General features: G+C 65.3%; 11 protein-coding genes. 8 read left to right on the top strand and 3 right to left on the bottom strand.

What is annotated here, in order from left to right; genetic code table 11:
- Nucleotides 1-98: 98 nt before the first annotated feature.
- Together JQ580_RS02565 and JQ580_RS02560 are read right to left on the bottom strand one after the other, a co-directional pair.
- Nucleotides 99-482 carry a cell division protein ZapA gene (locus JQ580_RS02565; RefSeq protein ID WP_106948090.1) on the bottom strand — a complete coding sequence of 128 codons (384 nt, stop codon included), beginning with the start codon at nt 480-482 and terminating at the stop codon, nt 99-101.
- Nucleotides 479-799: a DUF4164 domain-containing protein gene (locus JQ580_RS02560; protein WP_212278168.1), complete on the bottom strand. Its 321-nt coding sequence runs from the start codon at nt 797-799 to the stop codon at nt 479-481. The genes JQ580_RS02565 and JQ580_RS02560 overlap by 4 nt, the downstream gene beginning before the upstream one ends.
- Nucleotides 800-1,167: 368 nt before the next feature.
- Between JQ580_RS02560 and tkt the strand changes: the two genes are divergently transcribed.
- From tkt to JQ580_RS02520, 8 genes are all read left to right on the top strand, one after another.
- Nucleotides 1,168-3,153, top strand: a complete 1,986-nt coding sequence (gene tkt, locus JQ580_RS02555; protein ID WP_212278167.1) for a transketolase — start codon at nt 1,168-1,170, stop codon at nt 3,151-3,153.
- 148 nt (nt 3,154-3,301) lie between these two features.
- Nucleotides 3,302-4,309: a type I glyceraldehyde-3-phosphate dehydrogenase gene (gene gap, locus JQ580_RS02550; protein WP_106948088.1), complete on the top strand. Its 1,008-nt coding sequence runs from the start codon at nt 3,302-3,304 to the stop codon at nt 4,307-4,309.
- A gap of 149 nt (nt 4,310-4,458) precedes the next feature.
- Entirely contained in the window at nt 4,459-5,655 is a 1,197-nt protein-coding gene (locus JQ580_RS02545; protein ID WP_212278166.1) for a phosphoglycerate kinase, read from the top strand.
- A gap of 39 nt (nt 5,656-5,694) precedes the next feature.
- Nucleotides 5,695-6,762: a class II fructose-bisphosphate aldolase gene (gene fba / locus JQ580_RS02540; RefSeq protein ID WP_212278165.1), complete on the top strand. Its 1,068-nt coding sequence runs from the start codon at nt 5,695-5,697 to the stop codon at nt 6,760-6,762.
- 255 nt (nt 6,763-7,017) lie between these two features.
- Nucleotides 7,018-8,043, top strand: coding sequence for a class I fructose-bisphosphate aldolase (locus tag JQ580_RS02535; RefSeq protein WP_212278164.1), 1,026 nt, complete (start codon nt 7,018-7,020; stop codon nt 8,041-8,043).
- Nucleotides 8,044-8,046: 3 nt separating this feature from the next.
- Nucleotides 8,047-8,736 (top strand): thiamine phosphate synthase, encoded by a 690-nt coding sequence (locus JQ580_RS02530; protein WP_212278163.1) that lies wholly within the window; start codon nt 8,047-8,049, stop codon nt 8,734-8,736.
- 8 nt (nt 8,737-8,744) lie between these two features.
- On the top strand, nt 8,745-9,821 hold the full coding sequence (locus JQ580_RS02525; protein WP_212278162.1) for a tetratricopeptide repeat protein: 1,077 nt from the start codon (nt 8,745-8,747) through the stop codon (nt 9,819-9,821).
- A gap of 96 nt (nt 9,822-9,917) precedes the next feature.
- Nucleotides 9,918-10,709 carry an inositol monophosphatase family protein gene (locus tag JQ580_RS02520; RefSeq protein WP_106948083.1) on the top strand — a complete coding sequence of 264 codons (792 nt, stop codon included), beginning with the start codon at nt 9,918-9,920 and terminating at the stop codon, nt 10,707-10,709.
- Between the two features lie 138 nt (nt 10,710-10,847).
- On the opposite strand, the gene JQ580_RS02515 is transcribed toward JQ580_RS02520, so the two are convergent.
- Entirely contained in the window at nt 10,848-14,000 is a 3,153-nt protein-coding gene (locus JQ580_RS02515; RefSeq protein ID WP_212278161.1) for a multidrug efflux RND transporter permease subunit, read from the bottom strand.
- Nucleotides 14,001-14,006: the final 6 nt, after the last annotated feature.

The following is a 14,006-nucleotide window of genomic DNA, read 5'->3' as shown; positions in this document are numbered from 1 at the left end:
AGCCCTCACCCGCGCCTTCGGTGCGACCTCTTCCGCAAGCGGGAGAGATTGAGCCTGCCCCGCACCGAGGACAACAACTCAGCGCGTCATCGGCGCCCCTACCCGATCGCAATCCCGTTGCCGACGGTCCGGTTCAGGACCTGGGTCGACTTCTCGATGCGTTCGGCTGCCGCGTTCAGGGCATTCACCACCGCGGTCTGCGTCATCCTGGCGCGCTCGACGGCGGCGTTGCGGAAGTCCCTGAGCTCGGTCAGCTCCTGCTCCATGGTGCGGAGACGGTTGCCGGAATCGACCAACTCGTCACAGACGGTCAGCGCCGCCATCACGGTGAGCCTGGCATCGCCGATCTCGCCGAATTTTCCGCGCAGAGACTGGATGCGGGTCTCCAGGCTCTCGGCGAGCTTGAGCAGCCGCACTTCCTGGCCCTCCTCGCAGGCCATGCGGTATTGCCGGCCGTTGATGGTGACGTTGATGTGGCTCATCCGTCCTCTCCGGTATCGAGCACCGAGCGTATCGTAACGATCGCGGAATCCAGCCGGTCGGAAATCTCGCGATTGGTGCGCTCGAGCTTGCGCGCCTTCACCAACGCTCCGTCGAGCTCATCGGCAAGTCGCGAACGATCCGCGCCCAGCGCCTGAATGCGCGCTGCGAGTTCGTTCTCGTCGCGATCCGCATCGCGTCGTCGTTCCACCGCGCTTTCCAGCGAGTCGAGCGCCGCCGTCAATCTTCGGGTCGCGATCTCGATCTCGACCGCGGAAGACTCCGTCATGGCAGCACTGTTGGAGACGCGATCGTTCATGCAGTCAGCGGTGAAACCTGGCGGCCTTTGCCCAGTGGCCTTTTGCTGGGGCTCGCCGCCCGGCAAAAGACTCGGTTCGGCAAGCAGTTAGAAGCAGAAATTTACAAAGCAAGCTAGCCCAGCGCAACGCCGCCGCAAAACTATGCACCGATCAATCGGAACGATGCCGCGCTGGCGGCCAGTTCCAGCTCCTGCACCCGCGCCGATGGCGATCTCCACAGAGGCAACTTTTACGGCCAAATCCGCGTTTGACTGCCTTGGACTCCCGGAACCGAGGTGCTATCCCAGCCCCGACCTTCAGGCCGCCAGGCTCCTCCCGCGCGGGCGCTCGTCGCCTCCAAGCGCCTCATTTCAGACGGATTTCAGACATGACGCAGGTCGACCACAACCGCATGGCCAACGCGATCCGCGGCCTTTCGATGGACGCTGTCGAGAAGGCGAAATCGGGCCATCCCGGCCTGCCGATGGGCGCTGCCGACATCGCCACGGTGCTGTTCACGCAGTTCCTGAAATTCGATATCGCTGCCACCGAATGGCCCGACCGCGACCGCTTCGTGCTCTCGGCCGGCCACGGCTCGATGCTGATCTATTCGCTGCTCCATCTCCTCGGCAGCCCCGAGATGACGATCGACCAGCTCAAAAACTTTCGTCAGATCGGGTCGCTGACCCCGGGCCATCCCGAACACGGCCACACCAAGGGCATCGAGACCACCACCGGTCCGCTCGGCCAGGGCATCTCGACCGCGGTCGGCATGGCGCTCGCCGAGAAGATGCTGGCCGCCGAGTTCGGCAAGAAGATCGTCGACCACCACACCTATGTGCTGGCCTCCGACGGCGACCTGATGGAGGGCATCTCGCAGGAAGCGATCGCGATGGCCGGGCACTGGAAGCTCAACAAGCTGATCGTGCTCTATGACGATAACGGCATCTCGATCGACGGTCCGACCTCGATCTCCGATTCCGTCGACCAGGTGAAGCGCTTCAAGGCGTGCGGCTGGGCCGCCGAGAAGATCGACGGCCACGACCAGGCCGCCATTGCCGCTGCCATCACCCGTGCGCAGAAATCCAGCAAGCCGACGCTGATCGCCTGCCGCACCACCATCGGCTTCGGTGCGCCGCATAAGGCCGGTACCAACAAGGTGCACGGCGAGGCGCTCGGGGCCGACGAGCTCAAGGCCGCCAAGGAAAATCTCGGGATTTCGCTCGAGCCGTTCTCGGTGCCCGACGACGTGCTGAAGGCCTGGCGTGCGGCCGGCAGTCGTGGCGCGTCGGCGCGTCAGGAATGGGAAGCAAGGCTTGGTGAGCTTGGCAGCCGCAAGCGCGCCGAGTTCGAGCGTCGGCTCCGCCACGAACGTCCGGCTGCGCTCGCCAAGGCGTTCAAGGCCTACAAGAAGGAGTTGCTCGAAAAGCCGATGACCGCGGCCACCCGCAAGTCCTCCGAAGCCGTGATTGAGGTCATCGCCGGCGCCATGCCGATGGAATTTCTCGCGGGCTCGGCCGACCTCACCGGCTCCAACAACAACAAGGCGAAGTCGGCAACCGCCTTCTCTGCCAAGACGCCGAAGGGCCGCTTCATCCATTACGGCATTCGCGAGCACGGCATGTGCGCGGCGATGAACGGCATCTTCCTGCATGGCGGTTTCGCGCCGAACGGCGCGACCTTCCTGGTGTTCACCGACTATGCACGGCCCGCGATGCGGCTTGCGGCGCTGATGGGCGCCGGCGTCGTCTACGTGATGACGCACGACTCCATCGGCCTCGGCGAAGACGGCCCGACCCATCAGCCGGTCGAGCATCTTTCCGCTCTTCGCGCCATTCCGAACATGCGCGTGTTTCGTCCCTGCGACGCGATGGAGGTCGCCGAGTGCTGGGAGCTCGCGCTCAACCGCACCGACGGCCCGACCGTGCTGGCGCTGACGCGGCAGAACCTGCCGCAGCTGCGGACCACCGCCACGAACGACAATCCCTGCCAGCACGGCGCCTACGAGCTCGTGGCATCCCAGGGCGAAGCCAAGGCGACCTTGTTTGCCTCCGGTTCCGAGGTCGAGATGGCGGTCGCCGCCCAGAAGCAGCTTGCCGAGCGTGGCATTCCGACACGGGTGGTCTCCGTACCGTCGCTCGAACTGTTGTTAGCGCAACCAAAAGAACGCCGCGACGCCATCATCGGCAACGCGCCGATCAAGGTTGCGATCGAGGCCGCCATACGCTGGGGCTGGGACGCCGTGATCGGCCAGGATGGCGAGTTTGTCGGCATGCACTCTTTCGGTGCCAGCGCCCCGCTCAACAAGATCTTCCAGCACTTCGGTATTACCGCCGAGGCCGCGGTTAACGCTGTCCTGAAGCGCGTTTCCTGAGTGTTGAGCTTGCCCGAAAAAAGGACTAGGTAATCTCTCATATGATCAAGCACCGCCCGGCCGAACCGAGCGTCCGCCCCTAAAAAACCCTCGCAGGCGCGTATGGCGCGTTGTGCGGGATGACAACGGTCATTGAAGGAGACGAAACATGGCAGTCCGCGTTGGAATTAACGGTTTTGGCCGCATCGGCCGCAACATCCTGCGGGCTATTGCCGAGTCCGGCCGCAAGGACATCGAGGTCGTCGGCATCAACGACCTCGGTCCGGTCGAGACCAACGCCCATCTCCTTCGTTTCGACAGCGTCCATGGCCGCTTCCCCGGCACCGTCACCGTCGACGGCGATACGATCAATCTCGGCGGCGGCAAGATCAAGGTGACCGCCGAGCGCGATCCCTCGAAGCTGCCCTGGAAGGATCTCGGCGTCGACATCGCGATGGAATGCACTGGCATCTTCACATCGAAGGACAAGGCGTCCGCGCATCTGACCGCCGGCGCCAAGCGCGTGCTGGTCTCCGCGCCCGCCGACGGCGCCGATGCCACGATCGTCTACGGCGTCAACCACGAGACGCTGACCAAGGAGCACCTGGTCATCTCCAACGGCTCCTGCACCACCAACTGCCTGGCGCCGGTTGCCAAGGTGCTGAACGATCTGGTCGGCATCGAGACCGGCTTCATGACCACCATCCACGCCTATACCGGCGACCAGCCGACGCTCGATACCATGCACAAGGATCTCTATCGCGGCCGCGCGGCGGCGATGTCGATGATCCCGACCTCGACCGGTGCTGCGAAGGCGATCGGCCTCGTGTTGCCGGAGCTCAAGGGCAAGCTCGACGGCGTCGCGATCCGCGTGCCGACCCCGAACGTCTCGGTGGTCGATCTCAAGATCGTCGCCAAGCGTGCCACCGACGTCAAGGAAATCAACGCGGCGATGAAGCGCGCCAGCGAGCAGCAGCTCAAGGGCATCCTCGGCTACACCAGTGCGCCGAACGTCTCGATCGACTTCAACCACGACCCGCACTCCTCGACCTTCCACGAAGACCAGACCAAGGTGCAGAACGGCACGCTGGTGCGCGTGATGTCTTGGTACGACAACGAGTGGGGCTTCTCGAACCGCATGGCCGACACTGCCGCTGCGATCGCGAAGGTGATCTGACTTCGCTCTCGTGTCCCGGGCGCGATGCAGCGTGAAACGCTGCGTCGCAGAGCCGGGACCCATCTAACCGCCGGACTCGCTGCAACATGGGTCCCGGTTCTGCACAGCGGCACTGCGCGCCGCAGTGCGCCCGGGACAAGGGCCATCCGATGACCAACAAATTCCGCACCCTCGACGACGTCGAATTGAAGGGCAAGCGCGTGCTGCTGCGCGTCGACCTCAACGTGCCCATGGACAACGGCCGCGTCAGCGACACGACCCGGCTCGAGCGCGTCGCGCCGACCATCTCCGAAATCTCGGACAAGGGCGGCAAGGTCATCCTGCTCGCGCATTTCGGCCGGCCGAAGGGCCGCGATGCCAAGGACTCGCTCAAGCCTGTCGCCGAGGCTCTGGCCAAAGTGGTGAAGAAGCCCGTCGCCTTCGCCGACGACTGCATCGGCGAAGCCGCGGCCAAGGCCGTGGCGGCGCTGAAGGATGGCGACATCCTGTGCCTGGAGAACACCCGCTTCCACAAAGAGGAAGAGAAGAACGATCCGGCCTTCGTTGCTGAGCTGGCCAAGCTCGGCGACATCTGGGTCAATGACGCCTTCTCGGCGGCGCACCGCGCCCACGCCTCGACCGAAGGGCTCGGCCACAAGCTGCCGGCCTATGCCGGCCGCACCATGCAGGCCGAGCTCGATGCGCTGGAGAAGGCGCTGGGTTCGCCGACCAAGCCCGTCATCGCGATCATCGGCGGCGCCAAGGTCTCGACCAAGATCGACCTGCTCGAAAACCTCGTGACCAAGGTCGATGCGCTGGTGATCGGCGGCGGCATGGCCAACACCTTCCTGCACGCCCAGGGCGTCGGAATCGGCAAGTCGCTGGCCGAGAAGGATCTCGCCCCGACCGCGCTGCGCATCATGGAGAAGGCGGAAGCCGCCAACTGCGCCATCATCCTCCCGGTCGACGCCACCGTCGCCTATCACTTCGCCGCCAACGCGCCGTCGCATGCCTATGGGCTCGATGCGATCCCGGCCGACGGCATGATCCTCGACGTGGGCCCGCAATCGATCGCCCGCGTCCACGCCGCGATCGACGACGCGGCGACCCTGGTCTGGAACGGACCGCTCGGCGCCTTCGAGATGCAGCCGTTCGACCGCGGCACGATGGCCGCCGCCAAACACGCCGCCGAGCGCACCAAGGCGAAAAAACTGATCTCGATCGCGGGCGGCGGCGACACCGTTGCAGCCCTCAACCAGGCCCATGTGGCCGGTGACTTCACCTATGTCTCGACCGCCGGTGGCGCATTCCTCGAATGGATGGAAGGCAAGCCCCTGCCCGGCGTTGAAGTTCTGCGCATCAAGTAAGCAAGCGGCCTTAGAAGCCCCAACGGGAGAACAAGACAGATGGCTCGGATCACGTTACGTCAACTGCTCGACCACGCGGCGGAGAACGATTACGGCGTACCGGCCTTCAACATCAACAATATGGAGCAGGCGCTGGCGATCATGGACGCGGCCAACCAGGTCGACGCGCCCGTCATCATCCAGGCCTCGCGCGGTGCGCGCTCCTACGCCAACGACATCATGCTCAAGCACATGATGGACGCGGTCACCGAAATCTATCCGCACATCCCGGTCTGCGTGCATCTCGACCACGGCAACGAGGCCGCGACCTGCATGACCGCGATCCAGGCCGGCTTCACCTCGGTGATGATGGACGGCTCGCTGAAGGCCGACGGCAAGACCCCCGGCGACTGGGCCTACAATGTCGGCGTCACCAAGACCGTGACCGACATGGCCCATCTCGGCGGCATTTCGGTCGAGGGCGAGCTCGGTGTGCTCGGCTCGCTCGAAACCGGCATGGGCGACAAGGAAGACGGCCATGGCGCCGAAGGCAAGCTCAGCCACGACCAGCTCCTGACTAATCCAGACGAGGCCGTGAAGTTCGTGCAGGAGACCAAGGTCGACGCGCTCGCGATCGCGATGGGCACCTCGCATGGTGCCTACAAGTTCACCCGCAAGCCGGACGGCGACATCCTCGCCATGAACGTGATCGAAGAGATCCACCGCAAGCTGCCGAACATGCATCTGGTGATGCACGGCTCCTCGTCGGTGCCGCAGGACCTGCAGGAGATCATCAACGCCAACGGCGGCAAGATGAAGCCGACCTGGGGCGTGCCGGTGGCCGAGATCCAGCGCGGCATCAAGAACGGCGTGCGCAAGATCAACATCGATACCGACAACCGCATGGCGATGACCGGCCAGATCCGCAAGGTGCTGAAGGATCATCCGGAAGAGTTCGATCCGCGCAAATACCTGAAACCGGCGATGGAAGCCATGACCAAGCTGTGCAAGCAGCGGCTCCAGGAGTTCAACACCGCCGGCCAGGCCTCCAAGATCAAGCGGGTCCTGACCACCGCCGAAATGGCCAAGCGCTACGCCAAGGGTGAGCTCGATCCCAAGGTGGCGTAAGACCGGGGATCGCACGCGCCCCGCTCGTGGCTGGTCCGCATCGAGAGCTTCGCGAGAGGTCGTCATGCCCGGGCTTGTCCCGGGCATCCACGTTCTAGGGTGCTCGCGGCAAGGCGTGGATGACCGGGACAAGCCCGGCCATGACGCTGGGGAGGTCGCCTCCCCCCTACCCTGCGACGAACGTTAACTCGGCAATTGCCTGAGAACGGTCTAACTTCACAGGCAAGGGCAGAATCGTTTTGGGAGGACCTCTCGATGAATCTGACTGAGCTCAATAAAGTCGCAACCGCCATGGTCGCATCGGGCAAGGGTATCCTTGCCGCCGACGAATCCTCCGGCACCATCAAGAAGCGGTTCGACGCGATCGGCGTGGAGTCGACCGAAGACAACCGCCGCGACTATCGCGAGATGCTGTTCCGCTCCAAGGAGGCGATGAGCCAGTATATTTCCGGCGTGATCCTCTATGACGAGACGATCTGGCAGGATGCCAAGGACGGCACGCCGCTGGTGAAGCTGATCGAACAAAGCGGCGCCATTCCCGGCATTAAGGTCGACGAAGGCACGCAGGCCCTGCCGATGTGCCCGGGCGAACTCGTCACCGTCGGGCTCGACAGGCTGGCCGAGCGGTTGAAGAAGTACTATGAGCGCGGGGCGCGCTTCGCCAAATGGCGCGCGGTGATCGACATCGGCAGCGGGATTCCCTCGATGACCGCGATCAGCGTCAATGCTCATGCGCTGGCCCGCTACGCCGCGCTCTGCCAGGCCGCACAGATCGTGCCGATCGTGGAGCCGGAAGTGCTGATGGACGGAGACCACGACATCGACCGCTGCCATGAGGTCACCCAACGGGTGCTCAACAAGACGTTCCAGGAATTGCGCGTGCAGCGCGTCGCGCTCGAAGGCATGGTGCTCAAGCCCAACATGGTGATCTCAGGCAAGAAGTGCCCGAAGCAGGCCTCCGTCGAGGAAGTCGCGGAGAAGACGGTAAGGTTGCTGAAAGCTTGCGTGCCCGCGGCGGTGCCGGGCATCGCTTTCCTCTCGGGCGGCCAGTCGGATGAGGAAGCGACTGCGCATCTCAACGCCATGCACAAGCTCGGCCCGCTGCCCTGGGGGCTGACCTTCTCATACGGCCGCGCGCTGCAGGCTGCGCCGCAGAAGGCCTGGGCCGGCAAGGCCGAGAATGTCGCAGCCGGCCAGCGCGCCTTCAGCCATCGCGCGCGCATGAACGGCCTCGCCTCCAAGGGCGAATGGCAAAGTAGCCTGGAACAGAAGGCAGCCTAGATCTTGTCGAACAAACCGCCTCCGGCGCGCCCGGCGCCGCGCCTCTATCTCGCGACGCCCGTCGTCGATGATCCGGCTGCGCTCGCCGCCGAGCTGCCCGGCCTGCTTGGCTCGGCCGATGTCGCAGCCGTGCTGTTGCGGCTGAAGGAAACCGACCAGCGCACCATGATCTCGCGCATCAAGACGCTCGCGCCGCCGGTGCAGAAGGCGGGCGCCGCGCTACTGGTCGAGGGCCATGCCGAGCTGGTCGCGCGCGGCGGCGCCGATGGCGCGCACCTGCCCGGCATCGCCGCGCTGAAAGAGGCGCTGCCGTCGCTCAAGCCCGATCGCATCGCCGGCGTCGGCGGGTTGACGACGCGGCACCATTCCATGGATGCGGGCGAGCTGGGCGCGGATTATTTGCTGTTCGGCGAGCTCGATGCAAAAGGCCAGCGTCCCTCGGCGCAGGCGATCGCCGAACGTATCGACTGGTGGGCAGAGCTGTTCGAGCCTCCCTGCGTCGGCTTTGCCATGTCGCTGCAGGAAGCCCGTGACTTCGCCGCGAGCGGCGCCGATTTCGTGCTGGTCGGCGATTTCGTCTGGGCCGATCCGCGCGGACCCAAGGCCGCGCTGATCGAAGTGGACGCCGCAATCAAGCAGGCCCATGCGACGGTGACGGCCGACCAGAATCCTGCCGGCAGCGAGCACGGCTAGCGCCCGACATGAAGCTTCCCTGCATCACCATGCTGGCCACGCTGCTGCTCACGGGGCCCGCTGCCGCGCAGCTCCAGATCGCGCCGCCGGCCACGATCCCGAGCGCTGTGCGCGAGAAGCAAAAGCCCAAGCCGGACGCGGTTCCCAAGAAGAAAGAGGCCGCGCCGGCGCCGAAGCCGTCGCCCTCGCCAAAACCGTCCCCTTCGCCCAAGCCGGCCGCCACCGTGATCCCGGCGCCGTCGACCGACAATTCCAACGCCGATCTGGTGTTCGGCGCCTATCAGCGCGGCCAGTACAAGACGGCATTCGATCTCGCCACCGCCCGCGCGCAAGCGGGCGATCCCAAGGCGATGACCATGCTCGGCGAGCTCTATTCCAACGCCATGGGCATCCGCCGCGACTACGCCAAGGCGGCCGAATGGTACAAGCGCGCAGCCGACGCCGGCGACCGCGAGGCGATGTTCGCGCTCGCCATGCTGCGCATTTCGGGCCGCGGCGGTTCGGTCGACAAGAGCGAGGCGGTCAAGCTGATGGCGTCCGCCGCCAAGCTCGGCGAGCCCAAGGCGGCCTATAATCTCGCGCTGCTCTATCTGGACGGCCAGACCCTGCCGCAGGACGTCAGGCGCTCCGCCGAGCTGCTGCGTCAGGCCGCCGATGCCGGCCTGCCCGAGGCGCAGTACGCGCTGGCGACCTTCTACAAGGAAGGCACCGGCGTGCCGAAGGACCCGGAACGCGCGGTGCGGCTGCTGCAGGCCGCCTCGCTCGCCGACAATGTCGACGCCGAGGTCGAATATGCCATCGCCATGTTCAACGGCACCGGCACCCCGAAGAACCAGCCCGCCGCCGTGGCCCTGCTGCGCAAGGCCTCGCGCCAGGGCAGCGCGATCGCACAGAACCGGCTGGCCTGGGTGCTGATCAACGGCGTGGGCGTTCCCGCAGACAAGGTCGAGGGCTTCAAATGGCACCTGGTGGCCAAGACCTCCGGCAAGGGCGACCCGGAGCTCGACAAGCAATTGGCCGACCTGCCGGCCGAGGACCGGACCAAGGCGGAGGCCGCCGCCAAAAAATGGCTTGGGAGCAAATGACCTGACGCAATGACTTGACCTGAGGGCCCTTGCAGGGCACCCAATCCCTCAAACAAGCGCGATTTCGCGCCATTTCCCGATCAAGACCCAGAGCTCATGCTGTATTCCGCCACTATCAACGTCATGGTCAAGGCTGCGCGTCGCGCCGGCCGCAGCCTCAAGCGCGATCTCGGCGAGATCGAGCATCTCCAGGTCTCGCTGAAGGGACCGGCCAATTTCGTCTCGCTCGCCGACAAGCGCGCCGAGCAGATCCTTTACGAGGACCTCGCCAAGTCCCGGCCCGGCTACGGCTTCATCGGCGAGGAAGGCGGCACCCGCGAGGGCAGCGACAAGAGCCACACCTGGATCGTCGACCCGCTCGACGGCACCACCAACTTCCTGCACGGCATCCCGCAATTCGCGATCTCGATCGGCCTGTCGCGCGAGGGCACGATCATTGCGGGCGTGATCTACAACCCCGCCAATGACGAGCTCTACATCGCCGAGCGCGGCAAGGGCGCCTTCCTGAACGACCAGCGCCTGCGGGTGGCCGGCCGCCGCCAGCTCAACGAATGCGTGGTGGCCTGCGGCCTGCCCCATATCGGCCGCGGCGACCACGAGGAATTCCGCCGCGAGATGACCGCGATCCAGGACCGCGTCGCGGGCCTGCGCCGCTTCGGCGCCGCCTCCCTCGACCTGGCCTTCGTCGCCGCCGGCCGCCTCGACGGCTACTGGGAGCGCAACCTGCAATCCTGGGACGTCGCCGCCGGCCTGATCATGGTCCGCGAGGCGGGCGGCACGGTGACCGACATCGACACGCCGGGCGACCCGGTGGTGACCGGGCATGTCGTGTGCGGGAATGAGTTCGTGCACGGGGAGCTGGTGAAGATTTTGCGGAAGCCGGCGTAGCGCGCAGGCCACGCTTCACACTCCGCCCGTCATTCCGGGGCGCGCCACTTGGCGCGAACTCGGAATCCATTGATCCGCATTGCTGGCCGCACGATGGATTCCGGGCTCGCGCTACGCGCGCCCCGGAATGACGGTGCCTTACGGCTTGACCTGCGCCGGCGGCCCGTACGCCTCGCTTTCCCTCGCCGCCTTCGGCTCCCTGTCCCCACCCAGCACGCGCTGCACCGAGACAAAGAACACCGGCACCATCAGAAGCGCCAGGATCACCACCGCGATCATGCCGCCCATCACGATGCTGCCGAGCGCCTGCTGGCTGGCGCCGCCCGCGCCATGGGCGATGGCCATCGGCAGCACGCCGCAGATGAAGGCGAGGCCGGTCATCAGGATCGGGCGGAAGCGCAGGCGGCAGGCTTCGATGGTGGCATCCACGAGCGGCTTGCCTTCCTTGCGCAGATCCTTGGCGAACTCGATGATCAGGATCGCGTCCTTTGCCGCAAGGCCGATGATGGTGATCAGGCCGACGGTGAAATAGACGTCGTTGGGCAGGCCGCGCAGCATGGCCGCGATCACGGCGCCAACGACGCCGAGCGGCACCGTGAGCAGCACGGCGAGCGGAATGGTCCAGCTTTCGTAGAGCGCAGCGAGGCACAGGAACACCACGAAGATCGAGAGGGCGAGCAGGAACGGCGCCTGCGAGCCCGATAGCTTTTCCTGCAGCGACTGCCCGGTCCATTCGTAGCCGAAGCCGCGTGGCAGCCGGCCGGCAAGGCGCTCCATCTCGGCGATGGCGTCGCCCGAGGTGAAGCCGGGCCTGGCCTCGCCGGAGATGCGCACGGCCGGATAGTAGTTGAAGCCGGCGATCTGGGTCGGGCCGCGCGCCCATTCGATCGTCGCGAACGACGAGAGCGGCACCAGCTGGCCGCGGCTGTTCTTGACGTTGTAGTTCAGGATGTCTTCGGTCCGCATGCGGTCGCGGGCATCGGCCTGCACCACGACGCGCTGCATGCGGCCGCGGTTCGGGAAGTCGTTGATGTAATTCGAGCCGAGATTGGTCGAGATCGTGTTGTTGATGTCCTCGAAGGTGACGCCGAAGGCGCCGGCCTTCTCGCGGTCGATCGCGAGATTGACAACGCCCGCTTCGGGCAGGCCCTCGACATAGACCTTCTGCAACACCGGGCTCGCATTGGCCTCCGCGATCAACTGGTCGGCGGCGCGTATCAAGGCCGGATAACCTTTCTGTCCGCGGTCCTGGAGGCGGAACGAGAAGCCCGACGAGTTGCCGAGATTGTCGATCGGCGGCGGCTGCAGCGCGGAGATCTTGGCGTCGCGGATCGAGGATCCCAGATCGCGGTTGATGTCGTTGACGATCGCCGCGGCGGAGTCTTTCGGCCCGCGCTCCGACCAGTCCTTCAGCGTGATGAAGGCCTGCGCCGTGTTCATGCCTTGGCCGGAGAAACTGAAGCCGGTGAGGAAGGTGACGTTGTCGACGCCCGGCCGCTGCGCCAGATATTTCTCGACCTTCTCGATCACCGCCTCGGTGCGGCCGTACGACGAGTCCGACGGCGTCTGTACGTCGGTGGTGATGAAGCCCTGGTCGTCGATGGGCAGGAAGCCGCCCGGCAGGCTGACGAAGGCCCAGGACAGGCCGACCAGCAGCGCGACATAGACCAGCATCAGGCGACCGGTCCGCTTCAGAGAGAAGCCGACGGTGCGCGCGTAGCGAAACCGGCAGGCTTCGAGGAAACTATTGAACCGGCTGAACACGAAGTTGGTCGAATGGCCGTGCCCCTTGATGGGCTTGAGGAGCGTCGCGCACAGCGCCGGCGTCAGCGATAGCGCGAGGAAAGCGGAGAAGCCGATCGCCGCGACCATGGTGACCGAGAACTGGCGATAGATGATGCCGACCGATCCCGGGAAGAATGCCATCGGCACGAACACCGCCATCAGCACGAGCGTAATGCCGATGATGGCACCCGTGATCTGCGACATCGCCTTGCGTGTCGCTTCCTTCGGCGACAGGCCTTCCTCGGCCATGATGCGCTCGACGTTCTCGACCACGACGATGGCGTCGTCGACGAGGATGCCGACTGCGAGCACCATGCCGAACATCGAAAGCATGTTGATGGAATAGCCGGCGAGCAGCAGCGTGGTGCAGGCGCCGAGAAGCGCTACGGGCACCACGATGGTCGGGATGATGGTGTAGCGGATGTTCTGCAGAAACAGGAACATCACCACGAACACCAGCACCACGGCCTCGACCAGGGTCATCAGCACCTTCTTGATCGAGGCCTCGACCACGGGCGTGATGTTGTAGGGAATTTCGTAAGTAATGTTGGCCGGGAAGAAGCGCGACAGCTCCTTCATCTTCTCCTCAACCGCGCTCGCCGTCGCCAGCGCGTTGCCGGTCGGCGACATCAGCACGGAGAGTCCCGCGGTCGGCTTGCCGTCCAGGCGGGTATTAAACTGGTAGCTCAGACCACCGACCTCGACGCGCGCGACGTCGCGCAGGCGCACGGTCGAGCCGTCGGCATTGGCGCGCAGGATGATGGCGCCGAACTCGTCCGGCGAAGAGAGTTGACCCTTGACCAGCACCAGCGCGGAGGTGCGCTGGCTCGACGTCGACGGCTCGGCGCCGATGCTGCCCGAGGCGACCTGGGCGTTCTGCGCGGCAATGGCCTTGTTGACGTCGTCGGCGGTGAGCCCATAGCCGACCAGCTTGGCCGGATCGACCCAGACGCGAAGCGATCGCTCGGTCGAATAAAGCGTGGCGCGGCCGACGCCCGGAATGCGGCGGACCTCGCCGAGCACGTTGCGGATCATGAAGTCGCCGAGGCCGACCTCGTCGAGGCTGCCGTCGGTCGAGCTCAGCGTGATGATCTGAAGCACCGCGCTCGACGCTTCCTCGATCAGGATGCCCTGCTGCATCACAGCGCGCGGCAGGCGCGCCTCGACGCGCTTGATGCGGTTCTGCACCTCCACCGAAGCGTCGTTGGTATTTGTGCCCGGCTGGAAATTGGCGATGATCTCGACCTGACCGAGCGAGTCGCTGGTCGATTCGAAGTTGAGGATGCCGGAGGCGCCGTTCAGCTCCTCCTCGATCAGGCGCGTGACGCTGTTGTAGAGATTTTCGGGCGAGGCGCCGGGATAGCTGGTCGAGATCGAGATCGAGGGCGGCGCGATGATCGGATATTGCGCGATCGGCAGCAGCGGCACCGCGATTGCACCGATCAAACAGATGAACAGCGCGACCACCCAGGCAAAGATGGGCCTGTCGATAAAGAAGCTCGCCATGATGCG

The sequence above is a fragment of the Bradyrhizobium sp. SZCCT0148 genome (assembly GCF_018129985.1).
Taxonomy (GTDB): Bacteria; Pseudomonadota; Alphaproteobacteria; order Rhizobiales; family Xanthobacteraceae; genus Bradyrhizobium; species Bradyrhizobium japonicum_H.
The sequence above is the reverse complement of the archived record's forward strand: the minus strand, read 5'-3'. Positions and strand labels throughout refer to the sequence as shown.